Raw genomic sequence first — 18,404 nt, 5'->3', positions numbered from 1 at the left:
AAACTCAGTTACGCCGCATAGTGCCCGCATTTTCCATCACACCACCCCCTTGCGAAATCGGCGTTGTTAAATCCTCGGGCACAGGCTCATTAAGCAAATCATAAAGTTTCTCTATATGACGGCGATAGAGCTGATCAAAATCTTTTACGCTATCACTCGGATTGTAATCACCAAACCACCAAAACCAATCCGACCCTTCACAAACCGCAAGCTGTTCGGTAGCCTGTTTGAGTTGTGATTGACTCAATTCACCACCCTGTACGACTCGATCATAAGCCTGCTTAGCTTCGACCAATAAATCCCAAGCGCGATTTTTTTCCGGATCACCAATCCAGGTTGAAAACGAGCCGTAAACCCAACTACCGGATTTTAAAGTCGGTAAATGGCGTACTGGCACACCCTGCTCCAATGCGTCACTAAAGGTGGTCATTTGGATAGTCGGATGATGGGTTAAACGTTCATATAAGGCCGTTAAAAAATGAAACGCATTGTCTGGATAATACTCCCAGGCATTTTCACCATCGAGTATGACGCTCACCACATGCTCTTCGACCTTATCGCCCAAAAAGTTGGCAATATTATTGAGATGCTGGGCGAAGTCGTTAGCCGCATCACCTGGGTTCCAGTCTTTATATTGAAAACCGATTAAATCTGATAAGCCATCGTCACGACAAAACAGCGCACAATTCTGGGTCGCATGCTGCAAAGGTTGATACAACGCACGCTTAGACGCAATGTCGTGTGGATCTAAATGCGAGGCTTCGCATGAATGTCGCCACACCCCTTCGCCAGAAGCCGTCCACTTAATACCATAATGATCCAATAGTCCAATGGCCGCGCTGCTCACTGCACCTTCCGACAACCACACACCTTGTGGTTTGCAGTCAAAATGGTTTTCAAACACTTCCAGCCCATGCTCCATATGCCAACAAGCGCGTTCATAACCACCTGGATAAACTGGAGATTGGGGTGCGGGTGCGCTTGGCAAGGCGTCACGCATCGAATCAAAGTCAATTAATAACGGTACAATCGGATGACCATAAGGCGTCATTGATAGTTCAATTTGATTTCGTTCCATCAGGCGGCGATAACGCGGGATCACGGTCTGCAAATTATCCGCTATGGCCTCAATTAACAAACGCTGGTCTTTTAAATCAAACCCTTTTTGCTTATCTAACAAGTATTGAATCCGTTCATCCTGCTGTCGGACACTCACGCCTGTCCAAGCTAGGTGATACCAGACTAACAAATCGACATAAAACCCATCGTTTAAGTACATTAAGGTGTTTTCATAAACTTCGCTATCAACATCGAACGGGCGAATCATATCGATTAAATGTCGATATGCCGGTAAGGGCTCAATCATGGTAGGCGCAAATGCACGCTGACAAGCTTCCACCAAGATTTTACGTTGCTCTAAGTCTTGTGGAATAGGTTCGACTCCGGCGAGCAAATTTAAAAAATCATCCGGCATAGGGTTTGCATTCGCCAACCAGGCCTGCATTTTGGCGGCATAGTCATCAATTTGTTCGAGCAACACCGGCGCAAAATTCACCACCACCTTGGCTTCAGAGTTGGTTTCTAAATATGCAACCATGTCGGTGTAGTCTTTCATGGCATGCAAATACACCCAAGGCAATCGATAACGCCCGTCAAGGCCATCTCGATAGTGCGGTTGGTGCATATGCCAACAAAGTACGACTTTGATTTTTTTAGTATGTTCCAAAACAGCCTGACCTTTTGGTAATTTTAAAATTTACTTAACGTATAAAATGTTCAGACTGACCCAGCATATCAGGTGTAATCAACACTAAGCCATGCTCATCCACATAAAATCGCTTGGCATCATCCTCTCGGTTTTCACCAATCACGGTGCCGGAGGCAATTACACAGCCCTTATCTATAATCGCGTTTTGAATTCGACAGTTGCGCCCAACTTCGACTCTAGGCAGTAACACCGAATCTTTAACTAAGCTGTAGCTGTGTAAAAAACAACCGCTCGAAATCACCGAACGTTTAACGCGTGCACCCGATAAGATACAACCGGCGGACACCATCGAATCAATCGCTTCACCACGTCGTCCTTCATCATCGAAGGTGAATTTTGCTGGCGGCAACTGGGCTTGATAGGTCCATATTGGCCAATCACGGTTGTAAAGATTTAAATCTGGCGTGATCGAACATAAATCCAGACTGGCTTTCCAGTAGGATTCTAGTGTTCCAACATCTCGCCAATAAACCGGTTCGCCAGATTCATCGACGAATGGATACGCGCGCGCATGCCAATCATCAATAATTGAAGGGATAATATCTTTACCAAAATCATTCGAAGAATCAGGATTATCATGATCTTCAATCAGTTTTTGGAATAAAAAATCGGTTGAGAAAATATAAATACCCATTGAGGCCAAAGCTTTGTCAGGTTTGCCAGGCATGGCTTCTGGATCTTTGGGTTTTTCAGTAAACTTAGTAATTCGATAACATTCATCCACCGACATCACCCCAAACCCACCGGCTTCCATACGCGGCACTTCAATACATCCAATCGTCACATCCGCACCGGAAGCGGCGTGTTCGACCAGCATTTTGCTGTAGTCCATTGAGTAAATATGGTCCCCCCCCAACACCATCACATATTCCGGTGTATGGCGGCGCAAAATATCTAAGTTTTGATAAAGCGCATCCGCCGTGCCTTTGTACCATTCTTTATCGATACGCTGTTGTGCCGGCAATAATTCAACAAACTCGCCTACTTCATAACGCATAAAACTCCATGCTCTTTGAACATGACGGATTAAAGAATGGGCTTTATATTGGGTGAGAACACCGATTTTGCGAATTCCGGAGTTCACACAATTAGACAACACAAAATCAATAATACGGTACTTTCCGCCAAACGGCACCGCGGGTTTGGCGCGCCAGCGAGTTAGGTCTTTTAGGCGGCTGCCTTCGCCTCCAGCTAAAACCAGTGCCAATGTTTTACGGGTTAAGTCGGTAGCAGATTTTGTTTCAGTATAGTTCTTCATAACAGCCTCATGCCAATCTAAAAATGATTATGTGTGTTGCGTTATTTAACTGATTCAGAATAATTTATACTTAATTGGTTGCTTTTAGATTGCGTTGACCACATAAGGTACGCGCATAATTTGATGCGCCTTGTAAACCCAGTGACTCATCCGTTACGAGATAGACAGGAGTTTTCTGCACAAAGTCACGCATTCGACCTTTATGATGCATCGCGTCTAAAAAACCATTTTGTTTCATCCACACCTCTATCTTACTCGCAATTCCCCCCGCAATATACACACCGCCATAAGACGGCCACAATAAAATCAAATTTCCTATATAAGCACCATAAACCTCAACAAAGCTTTCAATTGTTTTTTGCGCAATCAAATCACTCTGTTCAGCCAGCTGTTGAATGGCTTCTGCCTTCAACCAGGCCTGGTGGTTATGATGCGACAAACCCGCATAAAACGCATATAAGGTTTCCAAACCGGCTCCGGATAAGATGCGCTCATAAGACACATGTGGCCAAATTGGCCACAGCCACTTAAGCAGTTCAAGCTGGTCGGCATTCATGGGGGCAAAATCCATGTGCCCCGCCTCACTAGCTTGCGGATGATAAAGCCCGTCTTCGAAGACCACAGGCGACACCCCTAATCCGGTCCCGGCTCCAACAACTAAGCGATGCGCGCGCGGGCTAAATTGACCGGTTTGCAAACTCACTAACTGATCGCTAGACAACGTATCAATGCCATAGGCCGCTGCTTGGAAATCATTAATAAATTGAACCGTCTGAATCGAACAATCGGATTGCAGTTGATCCGCATCAACCTGCCAAGGCAAGTTAGTTAAATTTACTCGACGCTGTTGAATTGGACCGGGCAAACCTAAGCAGGCATACTCATACTGATGAATCTGATGTTTTTGAGAGAAATGGAGAATAATGTCCGTTAAGGACGCAAAAGACGCGCTGTCGTAAACCGCCTCAAACCAATAAGAAGAGCTCGAGGCATCAAACGCTTGCAGCCGTGATCGAGTACCGCCTATATCACCTGCTAGAATCAACATCCCACCCCCATCGATTCCAATCGCTTGTTAACACATAGAATAATCGTCTATGAAAAAACCTGGTCTAGGCCCTCACACAACAAGTGACTAATTAAGCTATGCGCTTCTTGAATACGTGCTGTTTCGCTTGAGTTAACCTGGAAAGCCAGGTCCGCTTCAGCAGAAAGTACACTGGGGTTTGCACCCGTTAAGGCGGCACAAAACACCCCCATTTTTTTGGCTTGTTGCTGAGCCAGCACAACATTGCGGCTATTGCCGGAAGTCGATAAACTCATTAACACATCACCCGGCTTGGCAAGTGCCTCAACTTGACGTGCAAAGACACTTTCGAATTCAAAGTCATTCGCATGTGCGGTCAATATTGAGCTGTCGGTGGTTAATGCAATTGAAGCCAAAGGGCGACGGTTTTTGACATATCGCACCATAAACTCTGCCGCCATATGTTGTGCGTCGGCGGCACTCCCTCCATTTCCACACCAAAGTACCTTGCCGCCATTTTTCAGACTGTTCACAACACTTTCTACCAGTTGATCAATCTTTGCTTGCTGATCAAAAACCGAGTCAATTGCTTGCTGGTGTGTTAGTTTGACGTGCTGATAATCTATCACTTCGTATCCTCAGATTGTGCAATACGCTCAACAATATTACTGGTCGAAAAGCCATCCCAAAAGGATAAAACCTCAACCTGCCCCCCTGCGTCCCAAACACATTGAGCACCGGCTATTTGTTCAGGCTGATAATCGCCACCTTTCACTAAAACATCAGGTTTAAGCTTACAAATCAATCGCTCAGGCGTATCTTCAGAAAATGGTAATACCCAATCGACACAACTCAATGCGGCCAGTAACTCCATCCGACTGTCTAATGGCACAATAGGGCGAGACGGGCCTTTAAGTTCACTGACTGACTCATCTGAATTCACGGCAACAATTAAACGCTCACCGAGCCTAGCGGCTTCGTTTAAATAGCGCACATGACCAGAGTGCAAAATATCAAAACAACCGTTAGTAAACACTACCTTCTCACCTTGATCTTGAGCGGCTTGAACCAAAGAAAGCAGTTCATCTTCACTAGGTGCTACATAACCTTTATGACGCAAAGTGCTCTGCAAGTAATTGTCGAGTTCAGCTTTTGAAACCGTTGATGTGCCCACTTTGCGAACAACAATACTCGCCGCCGCATTAGCTAACTGGGTGGCATTCTGCCAACTTAACCCTGCAGCTTTAGCCGTAGCCAAGGTCGCCATAACTGTATCACCAGCACCCGTCACATCGAATACTTCTTGCGCCTGTGATTTAAGCATGTAAGGCTTCGACTGCTTTGTAACCAAGGCCATGCCATGTTCACTTCGTGTCACAAGCAACGCCTCTAAATCTAAATCTTGAATCAGTTGCTCAGCCTTCATCAACAGGTTGGATTCATCTGAGCAAACCCCCACAATTCGTTCGAACTCGCCCTGATTAGGCTTCACCAAGGTCGCACCACGATATCGTGAAAAGTCATCACCTTTTGGATCAATCAAAACCGGAACGCCCGCTTCGCGAGCGGCTTGAATCATCGGTTCAATAAATTGCAACGCGCCTTTGGCATAGTCTGATAACACTAGGGCGTCAAATTCACCTACTTTTAATCCCACTTGCGTTGCCAGCTCACGTGCACATTGAGCTTCAACAGGCTTTTCAAAATCCATACGGATCAACTGCTGGTGATGACTCAATACTCGCAATTTACAGATTGTTCCGCTATCACTGTAAACCCAATCACGACTAACTTCAGCGCGCTCAAGTACCTGATTTAGCTGCTCTGCGGAAACATCCTTCCCGACAATACCCATTAAATGAACCTGAGCACCCAGAGCAGCGATATTAAGGGCGACGTTGGCGGCCCCACCGGCACGCATTTCGTTACCGGACACCTTCACTACCGGCACGGGGGCCTCCGGCGAAATACGCTGAGCTTGTCCAGTCCAGTACTGGTCAAGCATAACGTCACCTACGACCAGTAGTTTTGCATTCGAAAAATCTCGTGTCATTGATTCACTTTCTCACATGGAAATCCGCAAGAAAGTTTAACAGGAATTCACCGCCAAGGCAGGCCTTCCGTACCAAAAAATTCCAACTATTAGTGTTACGCTGTTTGCTTCCAAGTGGACTAAAAAGTAATTTAATAAAATTACACCCACTTTTACCATATAATGCTCTGTTTAATTTTAAGCTAATACTTTTGTAGAGAAGCCTTTAATGACAATGAATATTCAATTTCGTAAGCCCTTGATTCTTTCAAGTATTCTGGCTTTTTTCCTATCCCTGCAAACTGTATCCGTATCAGCTGCTGATCTTGGTGGTGTTCTATGGCGTGGAGCGACCTATGCCACACTAGCGGGTTTAGGCTACACCAATGCGTTTAGAACCGACTCATTTCGCTTGTCATTTGGTGGCTACACCGAACATGATGCCTTCCAAATCGAAGCCAACTTTCGTTACGACTTAGATGAAGCACTTGATATAACAAAAAATATCAGCATCAAACCTTTTTTGGATGTCAACTATTCGTCTTGGCAAATGACCACAGGCGAAGGAGATACTATTTCCCTGACCAATAAAGGAAATGCATTTGGGATTGCTCCTGGTTTTCGGTTTGAATGGCCAACAGTGTTATTCGTATTCGATTTTATCGACGTACGCGCTGGCATTAGCCTTTTGGCTCCGACCAAACTGGAAAATAAGGATGGCTCGGTTCGTGAATTCGGTGGAAACTTCACCTTTTCCGAACAGTTTGCCATCGGTGGCTATTTCTCTGATGCTAAAGCTTGGGAGTGGCAACTTGGTATCCAGCATCACTCGAACCATAACATCTACGAAAAAAACAACGGTATCGAGTTTTATAACTTAACATTCGGCTATAACTACTAAGTAGGCACTTAATGAAATCCATTACTGCCGCCATTGTTCTGCTATTGGTTTTAAGCTTCTGGTTAAAACCAATTCCCTCTTTACCAGAGTTGAATAATCAACTCGCGCCTCTGCATCCTTCAGCGGAATCTGCTTTTTTTGAAATGGACACTCTGCCTGAACCGCCAACGCGAACGGTACATGCATTTGATGTCCAGAAGCACGGCAATGACCTAATTGCCACCTGGTATGGCGGCACTAAAGAAGCAAAACCCGATGTCTCATTATACTTATCGCGGTATCAACAGAGCACTAAAGAATGGACATCGCCGCAAGTGATTATGTCGAGTCCACAGTTAACAAAAGCCACTGGACGCATGACCATTCTAATTGGCAACGCGACCCTCGCTAAACGCGACGACAAACTCGCATTGTTTTTTGTTTCGGTTGGTGCCGGAGGCTGGGCGGCCAGCAGTTTAAACATGATGGTATCGGATGACCTGGGAAACACTTGGAGTCAACCGAAACGTCTCATAACTTGACCTTTTTTGAATATCAGCACGCTGGTTCGCAACCCGCCCATTTGGCTTAAGGAAGACATAATTGCCATTCCGGCTTATCATGAATCTATCAATGAGTTTAGTGAAATTCTCTGGATTACTCCTCAAGGCGAAGTGCTAACTAAAACAAGGGTACTAACCGGTTTTCATGCCATCCAACCCGTTATTTTTGCGACGCACAATCAAGTCAGCGTCTTACACCGCTCGATGGATTTACAGTTACCCCGCGTCATCAGTCGCCAGGCTACTGAGCATAAAATGAAATGGCAAACACCAATCATTGAAACACTACCCAATTCCGACAGTGCAATGGCGGGACTTACCCTTGACGAAAATTTTTGGCTATTAGCCTACAATCACGCTGAGCAAGGGCGCGAACGGATTGATCTCAGCATAAAGCGCGCAAACCAAGAATGGTCTGTCCCAAAAAACATAGAGCACTTACCTGATCAATCTTTAGGTTATCCTGCTATCACTAGAACCGATGATGGTTTGATTCATCTTTTCTACACCGTAGATAGAAAACAATTTAGACATGTCCGTTTCAACCAGGCCTGGCTGGAGGCTAAAAATGATTGATATTCTTACCCCCTTAGGAATCGGCCTACTCATGATCGGCCTACTTTCTCGACTGCCTTTTCATCAGTTGGGTTGTTCTGTATGGTGTCGCAATCTTTTGATTGCATTATTCATTGGCTTGTCACTGTTGCCGTTTTCAGGAATTTCCCTCTTTAACTTTTTGTATGGTGTTATAACCTTCTTAAGCCTTCCAAGCGTGCTGCTCCTTGCATTATTTGCTTTGCGTGCACAAGGCATTCCACAAGCTAAACTCCTTCCAAAAGAAAAAATCTTACTCGCCGCCACTACCTTTTTAATAGGTTTAGTGCTTTATCCTAGCGCAACCGGATTTATGAGCTTTGATCTCTACGAAACAGGCTTCAGCTATCCATTTAGCCTGTTCTTGGCATTATTAGTTTTTGTTACCTTTTATCAAGGGCTGAAACGTCTAGGATTTATGTACTTAGCCATTTGGCTAGCCTGGTTACTAGAGGCCAACCACTCACCAAACGGATATGACTATCTATTGGATTTCTGGCTATTTCTATGGGCCGCCGTATTTATGATCACCTTTATATTTAAAGGAGTAGCTTCATGGCGCAAAAAATTGGCTTAGGCCTTATTTTTCTGTTATTTGTTGCCGTCATCTATTCGGCTATTGGTATTCCGATAATGGAGCCGGATGCTGCAATCTATGCGGAAATTGCGCGTGAAATGTTCGCCAACCACAGCTATGAAATAACTTATCAAGGTGATGATTGGCTTGATAAGCCGCACCTTCCATTTTGGTTGAGTGCGCTCGCCTATTCAGTTTTTGGCGTTACTTTATTTGGCTATAAGCTTCCAGCGATCCTAGCTTCATTACTCGGGCTGTATTACACCTATAAATTTGCACTTCGATATTATGATCTGCGGGTTGCGTTGCTTGCCGTTGGTGTGCTGATCAGTGCCGAACATTTTTTACTATCTCTCAACGATGTCCGGGCAGAGCCTTTTTTAATGGGCTTTATGGCTATGGCTTTTTACCACTTAATCGTTTTTTTTGAAGACAATAAACCGCGAGACTTTTGGCTATCGGCTTTAGGGGCTGGCCTAATGATTATGACTAAAGGGGTTTTTGTACTCATTCCTTTATTCACGGCTATTTTTGGTGCCATTTTATTAAAAAAACAATTCAACGAACTGCTAAGAATTCGCTGGTACTTCTGGATCCTTATTACCTTAGCCTTCACCTCACCGGTCATCATCAGTTACTACCTTCAGTTCGACGCTCAACCCTTAAAAGCCGTCGATTTACGAGAATGGGGCGTTCAAACCGAAGTATCAGGCATCAGGTTTTTCTTTTGGGACAGTCAATTTGGGCGTTTTTTTAATACCGGTCCAATCCAAGGTGAAGGCCGTTTCGACTTTTACTTCCACTCCTTACTCTGGGCATTTTGGCCTTGGGGACTATTGATCTACTTTGCTACCGGCCATTACCTATACAAGCTTGCCAAAAAACAACCTACGGCTGAGTTCTATACATTATTTGCAACACTGCCTATGTTTTTGGTGTTTTCTCTATCGAGCTTTCAACTGCCGCACTATCTAAATATTCTGTTTCCATTTATGGCGATTATGAGCGCGGCCTATTTGGTGCGTTTTTTTGAGTGGTCCAAACCGTTACGCTGGTTACACTTAGGCTATTTCTGGCTGGCCGCCGGGTTACTATTAGCGATTCCGCTTATTTTTAATAACTTTCAGCTTTCATTGATAGGTTATCTAATTCTGGCGGGCATTATTTTGCTCTTTTCAATTCAATTTATTAACTTCCGACACTTTACTGTTTGGATCTTTATCAGCGTATCTCTACTCGTCAACCTTATGATCAACATCGAGTTTTACCCTAAATTGTTGGAATATCAGACTTCAACTACAGCGGCACGCTATATTGAAAACCATCCGAACTTAAAAGATTTGCCTATAGCGAGTATTGGCGTCTCGCCACGAGCCATAGAATTCAATCTCAATCGAAATCTTCAACCTATCGAGTTGTGCCAAAGCCAACCAATACTCATTTTAGTGAATGAGTCCAAATGGGATGATTTTAGCCAGGTTTGCCCTAACAACATGAAGCTTGCTGAGTTTTACGACTACCCTGTTACGCGTTTGAGTCCGGAGTTTGTAAAACCTGAAACCCGTAATCAAGTCGTAGATCGCGTGTTTTTAGTGAAAAGTCAGCCTTAACTTTTAATCTCAATACTTTTTCCGATAGAATTTACTGATCAGCAATGGAGCAAAATATTTTATGAGTAAACATCTAGAAACCGCCAAGCAGGTTTTTGAAATTGAAGCCCAAGCTATCGAAAATTTGTCGCTGTTATTGGATGAGCAGTTCGAGCTCAGCGTGGATGCAATTCTGCAATCAAAAGGTCGCGTTGTAGTTTGTGGCATGGGTAAGTCGGGGCTAATTGGCGCAAAAATCGTCGCCACTTTGGCCAGCACTGGCACACCTTGCTTTTTTATGCATCCGGGCGAGGCGTTTCACGGTGACTTGGGAATGGTCTCTCCTCAAGATGTGTTTGTAGCCCTATCTAACTCCGGCGAAACCGAAGAGGTAATCCGCTTATTGCCGTTTCTAAAAGACAACAAAAACGTGATTATTTCCATGACTGGTCGTCCAGAGTCAACCCTAGCCAAAAACTCCGACCATCATTTAAATATTGCGGTGCCAAAAGAAGCTTGTCCACTGCAACTAGCTCCCACCTCTTCGACAACCGCTACCTTGGTAATGGGCGATGCCTTAGCCATTGCTTTAATGCAGGCACGTGATTTTAAACCGCATGATTTTGCGCGTTTTCATCCAGGTGGCAGTTTAGGCCGTAAATTATTGACCAAAGTTAAGCATGATATGCGTACTCAACCTTTACCAACCGTGGCCGCGGATGCGTCGATGAAAGACGTGATTCACACAATGAGCGAAGGTCGATTAGGTTTATGCATTGTCGGCGAATCGGAAGGCATCATTACCGATGGAGATTTACGCCGTCATTTGGATATCAATCCAACAGACCTAATGAAATTAAGTGCACGTGATATCATGACCGCCAACCCAAAAACCATTCAGGCCGAAGCCAAACTATCAGAGGCGGAAGAGTTAATGAATAAGCTCAAAATTACCTCATTGGTTGTCAAGGATCAGGAAAAACTGGTCGGCGTGATTCAAATTTACGACCTAAACAAGTAACTAGGCCTGGTGATGACCCTTTGGCTTTATCGAACCCTAATTTGGCTCGCGTTTCCATTCATTGTTTATTCTGGTTGGAAACGTTGTCGTAAGTCGACTGACCCAGATACACCGATCATCGACTGTTTTCGGGCTCGATTTGGTTTAAAGCGTGCTAATTATCAAACTGGCGGCATCTGGATTCATGCGGTCTCAGTGGGCGAAACCCGCTCCATCTTCCCTTTACTCAAGCAATTGCATCAGCAATACCCCAATGATGCACTCACGGTCACTAACGGCTCAACTCAAGGTGCTTTACAAGCTTTAAAGTTTTCGCCCGTGCCGATTCAACACCAAATGATTCCGTATGACTATTCGTTTGCGGTTCATCGTTTTCTGGATCAAATCCAACCCAAGCTGGTGATTATGATCGAAACCGAAATTTGGCCCAACTTGTACCAGGCCTGCTATGAGCGCGGCATTCCGCTCATTTTAGCCAATGCACGCTTAAAACAAGATTCGTTTGAGTCCTATCAAAAATGGGGCGGTGAATTGGTTAAAAATGCGCTAAACCAAACCCACCTGATTGCGACTCAATTTGATATTGATCGCCAACATTTCATCCAGCTCGGTGCCGAACCGGCCCGAGTCAAAACTCTCGGCAACTTAAAATTTGATATTGAAATACCACCAGGCCTGGTGGTCGATGCGCAAAAGTGGCGTCAACAAAACCAGCTCAATGATCGCTTTATTTGGGTCGCCGCCAGCACCCACGCCGGTGAAGAGGCCTTAATGCTTCAAGCACATAATCAGCTACTTAAAACCAGGCCTGGTGCTTTATTAATCCTGGTTCCACGCCATGCGGATCGTTTTGAGCAAGTAGCTCAGGAACTTCAACAGGCCTCGGTTAGCTTTGCGCGCCGCAGCCAAAACCAAACCATTAATACCAACACATCGGTCTATTTTGCTGACACGATTGGCGAGTTAATGCTTTGGTTTGCAGTGAGTGATGTCGCCTTTATTGGTGGCAGCTTAGTGCCATTTGGTGGACACAATATTTTGGAACCCGCAGCATTAGGCAAACCGGTTATTTCGGGACAATATCACCAAAATCTACAAGCCTTGTATGATTCTTTTAAACAAGGCGATGGCCTGCTGATTGCACAAGATGTCGAGCAATTAAGTCAGCAGCTCATCCAACTAAGTCAATCGCCTGAGCTACGTGAAAAAGCCGGTCAACGTGCTAAAGATTGCTTTGCTCAACAGACCGGCGCATTACAACGCCTAATTGAACAATTGCCAATTTAGTTAAAATCGCTTAATTTAGAACCTATCTGTTATATATCGGCTTTTTTAAGCATTCCGAATTAAACGCCCCAAGGACGATCATGCCCCGCTTTCCGGCTAACAATCAACAAGGTTATGCCTTGCTTCTACTGGTGTTAATGCTCTTTATGGCGGGTTCCGCGATGCTATACAGCACCATGGGGCCGCAAGCCAACAAACTTAAACACCAAGCCAGCCAAAAACAAATGGATATTTTAGAGCAAGCGAAGACAAACCTATTACTGCATGCGGTGTCCACACCCGAACTCTATACCACCGACAGCAACGGTAACTTTTATGCCGGCAATCGTATTCCGTCTCCCGGCTATTTGCCCTGCCCGGATATAAATAATAATGGCACGTCCAACACCCCTTGTGGTCAAGGCGAAGAAATCGTAATTGGTCGATTGCCAAACGGTTTGGCGACACGTCATTTTCGCTTTATTGATAACCGTTCATCACCGGTCTTTATTTGGTATGCGGTGGATAGTCGCTATGTGATTCAAAATTCCGATTATAACAATCCGCCCATCCAGCGTTATGCACCACTTAATCGTAATCAACCCGGAGAAGGACGCATTCACTTAGACAACCAAACCGATCTAGTTGCACTTCTTTTTATATCCGACCAAAAGCCGCCATCGGGTACAGATTTAAGTGCTATTTCACTAGATAACTTAACCAATCCAACACTGAATCGCTTTACGCGCCAAAGTACGCGTGCGGTGACGATTAGTCATCAAGAATGGCGATCTCAGGTACAAACTCGCATACAAAACCAACGAACCGCACTTTGCCAGTTAGATACACAAATTGCGCATTGGTTCAACGAATGTAATAACCCCGAAAGCGGAAGTCCATCATGTCCGGCCAGCCTAACCGGTCACGAACCCAATCCAGTGGGGTCAAATTGGCGAGCTATACTATGTCCTTAACCCAATCCAACCAAAAAGGCTTTAGCTTATTAGAAATGGCGCTGGCTTTATTATTGGTCGGCATTCTGATTCAATCCGTTACCTCCATGTTGAGTCAAAATCAGCAACGCCAAACCTATAAACAAACCGAACAGGAACTGCAAACTATCAAGCTGGCGCTGCTTAGTTATCTGCAAATCAATCAATATTTACCCTGCCCGGATACCAATGGCGATGGCCTAGAAAACCGCGAAACAGGCGGCGATTGCAGTGCGGATCAAGGGGCTTTTCCTTATTTAGAATTTGGTGGCGTGGGTCATCAAGATGAATTTGGCAATCCATATTTTTATGCCACTAACACTAATAGCACCAGCACCACGACCGCCAACAATTTGCGTCTTGCTTGCCGTTCGGCGAGTGTGTTTGCCAACGCTGGCGATATTACGAATGAGTTTTATCAATGCCCTGATGATTTAACCATGCACTGCCTATCTAGCCAGTGTAATAGTCATTGTGGTACTAGTTGTGATTTGGTTGAGCGTGAGCGTTCCACCCCACCTTATTTCAATCAAATCACCAACCCACTAGGCACGAGCGATTCATTTCTTGGCGCACTACGTATTTGCTATGATCAACCATTAGAATGTGATGGTGATACTGGGCTTAGCTTACTTGCCGCCAATATTATTCCGCTGACAGTGATTAGCTTTGGCCAAAACGGCGCGCAGACCTGGCAGGATTGCAACCAATCCTCGAACCGAGAACAAGAGAATTGTGATGGCGATCGTTATTTTCAACAACAACCCATTACCCAAGACTTCGACGACCAACTGACCTGGATCACCATGTATGAAGTTAAAGCTTTGCTCAGCCAACAGATTAATTGGCATAATGAATAAGCTAAACCCACTAAGGTATAAAAGATGAAACGCAAACAGCAAACTGGTTTTACCCTTGTTGAAATCGCGATTGTACTGGCCATTCTGGGCATTGTATTGGGCGGACTTTTTGCCGGCACCAGCGCCCTGCGCGAAACCGCCAAGTTCAAAGAAGACCAACAAAAATTACAAGATATTAAGGCCGCACTTTTAAGTTATGTGGCCGTTAATCATTATCTACCTTGCCCAACTAACACTATTGATGGTAATACTGGCTTACAATCCCCGCCTGAAAATCGGGCGACGACAGATGGTAGTTGTGATGTTACTTATGGCTATTTACCTTATGCCGACCTCGGCACACATGCGGTAAACGCCTATGGTGTTCCTTTTAGCTATGTTGTTAACCAACAGGCCAACCTAACAACAAACACCAGCAATGAAGCACACAGTGCCAGCTATTTCGGCGCCGCTAATTGCAATATCAATGCCGGCTCACCGCCATGCTTCTATAAAGATACGCCGCCTACTGCGGCGGACACTGGCTCAGGAAACTTTCGAATTACAAACGGTACGAGCCAAGTATTGGCCGACAATATACCCTTATTAGTCATATCGCACGGTCAGAATAAATGCACCAATGTCAACGGATATGAGCAACAAAACTGTTCCGACAGCGCCACCACTTACTTCCAAGCTCCGCAAAACCGCGAAGGTACCAACGCTTTTGATGATGTGTTGATTTGGTTATCGTCGCTCGAAATCAAACGCACCAATTTAAGTATCTTTGCATCCGACCCGACTGAAGCTCCTGTTACACCGCCGTCCTTACCATCTGACCTGATTGCACCACCTCCACCAGAAGATATTGAGTTTAAACCCGAAAGTACATTAGAGGGAGATTATGACGGCACCAATTTAGATATCATTACAAACAATAGCAATGGTGATGAAGTCCTAATTATCGGCGATATCAATGCATCAATTAACCTAGGTAATGGTAACGATACCCTATATCTTGTAAAAGATGACGCTGGTAATGGCGGAGACCTAAATGCACCTTTGACTGGAGATCAACAGTACAAAACAATTTACATCGAAGGTGACGTAAATGCCGATATTATTTTGGATGGTAATCAAGGAAACAGTATTGAAGTGGGCGGCAATGTTAATGCCACCATTGAGTTAAATAGTAATGGCATAAACCAACTCATCGTTCACGGCAATATTAATGGCTCTGGCTCAATAATAATGCAACGAAAAAAAGACAGTAACACTGTTTACATTGGTAACAACGTACTTGGACCGGTGTCCGTTGACAATACAGTGTACTTAGGCAAAATCCCAGCGCAAGTTACAAACGATGAATTTAACCAAATTAATGCGGGCTCAATTAAATGCCGTGACCCGAATGACACATCCAACTTTATTCCCTGTTAAATGAGCTAAAGCCAAATCAAGCTCGCTAGCCAAGCCAGCAAATAAGCCTTTACTTGACAGTTCAGAACCCTGAGGTATAATTCACGGTTTTTTCAAATCTGAGAGGGCAAAACTATGCCAGCATCAAACCAGCCATTAGTGGGCGTCATTATGGGTTCCAAAACCGATTGGCCGACGATGCAACACGCCGTCGATATGCTGACATTGTTCAATGTTCCGCACGAAGTCAAAGTCGTGTCAGCACACCGCACTCCAGATTTAATGTTTGAATACGCCGCGCAAGCCGAATCTCGTGGCTTAGAAGTTATTATTGCTGGCGCGGGCGGTGCCGCACATTTACCTGGCATGGTCGCAGCAAAAACCCTTGTTCCGGTACTAGGCGTGCCTATTAAATCCAAAGCCTTAAACGGTCAAGACTCGTTATTATCGATCGTTCAAATGCCCGGCGGTATTCCAGTCGGCACCTTAGCAATTGGCGAAGCTGGTGCCAAAAATGCTGGCATTCTGGCGGCACAAATCGTTGGTACACAACGCCCTGAGATTCGCAACGCGGTGCGTGCTTGGCGTCAAGCTCAAACCGAGGATGTGCTGGCCAACTCCGATCCACGCCACGCTGAATAAGTCGAATCACAAATAGGCTTGATTCAGGGTAAAATACCTGTATTAAATTATTGCTAGGGATTGGATTTATGACACCGTTTAGCCGTCGAGTAGGGATTTTAGGCGCGGGCCAGTTGGGTCGCATGCTGGCTATCGCTGGTTATCCGCTCGGGCACAAATTTGGCTTTTACGGCTTAAACCACGACGAACCCGCTGCTATGCTGGGTCACATGCACGTTCAATCCGACGAAGCGCATAGCCTGAGTCAATTGATCGATTTTGCTGATGTTATTACTTATGAAAGTGAAAACACGTCTGTTGAGCTGGTTGAAAAAATCAGCCAAACCACTCCGGTATATCCCAGCGCCACTTCTCTTTATTACTCGCAACACCGTGGCCGTGAAAAAAGTTTATTCACCGAGCTAAACATTCCCTGCGCACCCTACACACTCGTCAGCGACCTAACTGAACTCCATCAAGCCGTGGATATGGTTGGCTTACCCGCTATCCTTAAAACCAGCACCGAAGGCTATGATGGCAAAGGTCAGTTTGTAATTACACAGACAGATCAAATTGAACAGGCCTGGTCATCAATTGGCGAACGCGAAGCTATCTTAGAAGGCTTTGTCGAATTTAAACGTGAGTTGTCGATTATCGCCGTACGTAATGCCGACAACCAACAGGTTTATTATCCGCTGGTTGAAAACCAACATCACGATGGCATTTTGCGCTTAACAATCGCCCCCGCTCGGCAAATCAGCCCAGCGATTCAACAACAGGCTGAAGACTACATGCAAGCCTTACTGAATAAAATGGACCATGTTGGTGTGTTAACGTTAGAGCTTTTTGAAACTGAAACCGGTCTGGTGGTGAATGAAATGGCGCCACGTGTTCATAACTCGGGTCACTGGACAATGGACGGTGCGCAAACCTCACAATTTGAAAACCATATTCGCGCCATTACAAACTTACCACTCGGCGCAACCACGCCACGTCAATCTTTTGCCGCGATGGTCAATATTATTGGTCAACATGGCGATATTAAAACCGTCTTGAATATGCCAAACGCATTTTTGCATTTGTATGACAAAGCCGAACGCCCCGGCCGCAAGCTCGGCCATATTAATGTGGTCGCCAACACACAAGCCGAACTGCAGACCCGCTTGGACCAACTTAAAGCTTGGATGCCTTAGCTCTTAAACTACCGAGACACGAAGTTTTTATTAATTGATTTATATGCAATTACTACTCGGTGTCTCAGCGGCAAACTCAAACCTACTCTTTCCACTTAATCGAGCAACCCATACTTGGGATTTGCTCTAATGGTCCTTGACCGGTTTGGGCAACTTGTTTCATGGCCTCAAACAAATCACGTCGTACATTCTCGGCGGCAGCCTCTTTACGCGATTCATCCAAACGACCCCGATATTGCAGCTTCAAATCCGAATTGTAGCCAAAGAAATCAGGCGTACAAACCGCGCCGTAAGCCTTAGCAATGGCTTGAGTTTCATCCAATACATACGGAAAAGGAAACTGCCATTTTTCCGAAACTGCTTTCATGTTTTCAAAAGAATCTTCGGCGTACTCATTTGGGTCATTCGACATAATCGCAATACTGTTAACACCCAAGGCTTTCAGTTCGGCACAATCTCGCACCAAACGCGCTTGAATCGCTTTGACATAAGGACAATGATTACAAATAAACATAATCAACAATCCATTTGGCCCTTTAGCTTTTTCCAACGTCCAAGTCTGACCATCCACACCCGGCAAAGCAAAGTCGACCGCCTGTTGATCAAAATCACATACCGGTGTCGTTAAACTCACCATTATTCTCTCCTAGTATTTGAAGTCTCAATTCTTTTCATTATAAATAGCCACCAAATTAGACTAAAGCGCTTCAGTGGTCAAGACCACCAGGCCTGGTCTGCGTGGCATTAATTTGACAGGTCTAAAAT

General features: G+C 45.0%; 16 protein-coding genes and 1 pseudogene. 11 read left to right on the top strand and 6 right to left on the bottom strand.

Annotated features, from left to right (window positions below):
- Positions 1 to 4 precede the first annotated feature (4 nt).
- The 5 genes from N746_RS0102780 to hldE all read right to left on the bottom strand — a co-directional run bounded on the left by N746_RS0102780 (position 5) and on the right by hldE (position 6,106).
- Complete coding sequence (locus N746_RS0102780) at positions 5 to 1,684, bottom strand: glycoside hydrolase family 57 protein (RefSeq protein ID WP_051678476.1); 1,680 nt, start codon at positions 1,682 to 1,684, stop codon at positions 5 to 7.
- A gap of 76 nt (positions 1,685 to 1,760) precedes the next feature.
- Positions 1,761 to 3,026, bottom strand: a complete 1,266-nt coding sequence (gene glgC, locus N746_RS0102775) for a glucose-1-phosphate adenylyltransferase (protein WP_029933838.1) — start codon at positions 3,024 to 3,026, stop codon at positions 1,761 to 1,763.
- Between the two features lie 70 nt (positions 3,027 to 3,096).
- Positions 3,097 to 4,074, bottom strand: coding sequence for a glucokinase (glk, locus tag N746_RS0102770; protein ID WP_038125851.1), 978 nt, complete (start codon positions 4,072 to 4,074; stop codon positions 3,097 to 3,099).
- A 47-nt stretch (positions 4,075 to 4,121) separates the two neighbouring features.
- The gene (locus tag N746_RS0102765; protein WP_029933836.1) at positions 4,122 to 4,682 is read right to left on the bottom strand and encodes a D-sedoheptulose-7-phosphate isomerase; all 561 of its coding nucleotides are present in this window, start codon (positions 4,680 to 4,682) and stop codon (positions 4,122 to 4,124) included.
- Complete coding sequence (gene hldE / locus N746_RS0102760; RefSeq protein WP_029933835.1) at positions 4,679 to 6,106, bottom strand: bifunctional D-glycero-beta-D-manno-heptose-7-phosphate kinase/D-glycero-beta-D-manno-heptose 1-phosphate adenylyltransferase HldE; 1,428 nt, start codon at positions 6,104 to 6,106, stop codon at positions 4,679 to 4,681. The genes N746_RS0102765 and hldE overlap by 4 nt, the downstream gene beginning before the upstream one ends.
- A 208-nt stretch (positions 6,107 to 6,314) precedes the next feature.
- On the opposite strand from hldE, the gene N746_RS0102755 reads away from it, so the two are divergent.
- From N746_RS0102755 to N746_RS0102700, 11 genes and pseudogenes are all read left to right on the top strand, one after another.
- Positions 6,315 to 6,986, top strand: a complete 672-nt coding sequence (locus tag N746_RS0102755) for an acyloxyacyl hydrolase (protein WP_029933834.1) — start codon at positions 6,315 to 6,317, stop codon at positions 6,984 to 6,986.
- A gap of 11 nt (positions 6,987 to 6,997) precedes the next feature.
- Positions 6,998 to 8,104: pseudogene (locus N746_RS10895) on the top strand (exo-alpha-sialidase).
- Positions 8,097 to 8,699 (top strand): hypothetical protein, encoded by a 603-nt coding sequence (locus tag N746_RS0102740; protein ID WP_029933831.1) that lies wholly within the window; start codon positions 8,097 to 8,099, stop codon positions 8,697 to 8,699. Before N746_RS10895 ends, N746_RS0102740 begins: the two are co-directional and overlap by 8 nt.
- Positions 8,678 to 10,309: an ArnT family glycosyltransferase gene (locus N746_RS0102735; protein ID WP_051678475.1), complete on the top strand. Its 1,632-nt coding sequence runs from the start codon at positions 8,678 to 8,680 to the stop codon at positions 10,307 to 10,309. The genes N746_RS0102740 and N746_RS0102735 overlap by 22 nt, the downstream gene beginning before the upstream one ends.
- A gap of 61 nt (positions 10,310 to 10,370) precedes the next feature.
- Positions 10,371 to 11,309: a KpsF/GutQ family sugar-phosphate isomerase gene (locus N746_RS0102730; RefSeq protein WP_029933829.1), complete on the top strand. Its 939-nt coding sequence runs from the start codon at positions 10,371 to 10,373 to the stop codon at positions 11,307 to 11,309.
- 12 nt (positions 11,310 to 11,321) lie between these two features.
- Positions 11,322 to 12,596, top strand: coding sequence for a lipid IV(A) 3-deoxy-D-manno-octulosonic acid transferase (gene waaA, locus N746_RS0102725; RefSeq protein WP_029933828.1), 1,275 nt, complete (start codon positions 11,322 to 11,324; stop codon positions 12,594 to 12,596).
- Positions 12,597 to 12,676: 80 nt separating this feature from the next.
- A complete protein-coding gene (locus N746_RS0102720) occupies positions 12,677 to 13,549 on the top strand; it encodes a hypothetical protein (protein WP_029933827.1) in 873 nt (290 codons plus the stop codon).
- Positions 13,540 to 14,427, top strand: coding sequence for a prepilin-type N-terminal cleavage/methylation domain-containing protein (locus N746_RS0102715; RefSeq protein ID WP_029933826.1), 888 nt, complete (start codon positions 13,540 to 13,542; stop codon positions 14,425 to 14,427). The genes N746_RS0102720 and N746_RS0102715 overlap by 10 nt, the downstream gene beginning before the upstream one ends.
- A gap of 24 nt (positions 14,428 to 14,451) precedes the next feature.
- Positions 14,452 to 15,846: a type II secretion system protein gene (locus N746_RS10350; protein WP_038125849.1), complete on the top strand. Its 1,395-nt coding sequence runs from the start codon at positions 14,452 to 14,454 to the stop codon at positions 15,844 to 15,846.
- A 114-nt stretch (positions 15,847 to 15,960) separates the two neighbouring features.
- Positions 15,961 to 16,467, top strand: coding sequence for a 5-(carboxyamino)imidazole ribonucleotide mutase (gene purE, locus N746_RS0102705; protein WP_029933824.1), 507 nt, complete (start codon positions 15,961 to 15,963; stop codon positions 16,465 to 16,467).
- A gap of 68 nt (positions 16,468 to 16,535) precedes the next feature.
- Entirely contained in the window at positions 16,536 to 17,639 is a 1,104-nt protein-coding gene (locus tag N746_RS0102700) for a 5-(carboxyamino)imidazole ribonucleotide synthase (RefSeq protein WP_029933823.1), read from the top strand.
- Between the two features lie 82 nt (positions 17,640 to 17,721).
- On the opposite strand, the gene N746_RS0102695 is transcribed toward N746_RS0102700, so the two are convergent.
- Positions 17,722 to 18,276: a thioredoxin family protein gene (locus tag N746_RS0102695; protein WP_029933822.1), complete on the bottom strand. Its 555-nt coding sequence runs from the start codon at positions 18,274 to 18,276 to the stop codon at positions 17,722 to 17,724.
- Between the last annotated feature and the right edge of the window lie 128 nt (positions 18,277 to 18,404).

It is taken from the genome of Thiomicrospira pelophila DSM 1534, from assembly GCF_000711195.1.
In the GTDB taxonomy this organism is placed as follows: Bacteria; Pseudomonadota; Gammaproteobacteria; order Thiomicrospirales; family Thiomicrospiraceae; genus Thiomicrospira; species Thiomicrospira pelophila.
This window is presented reverse-complemented; position numbering and strand designations above follow the sequence as displayed.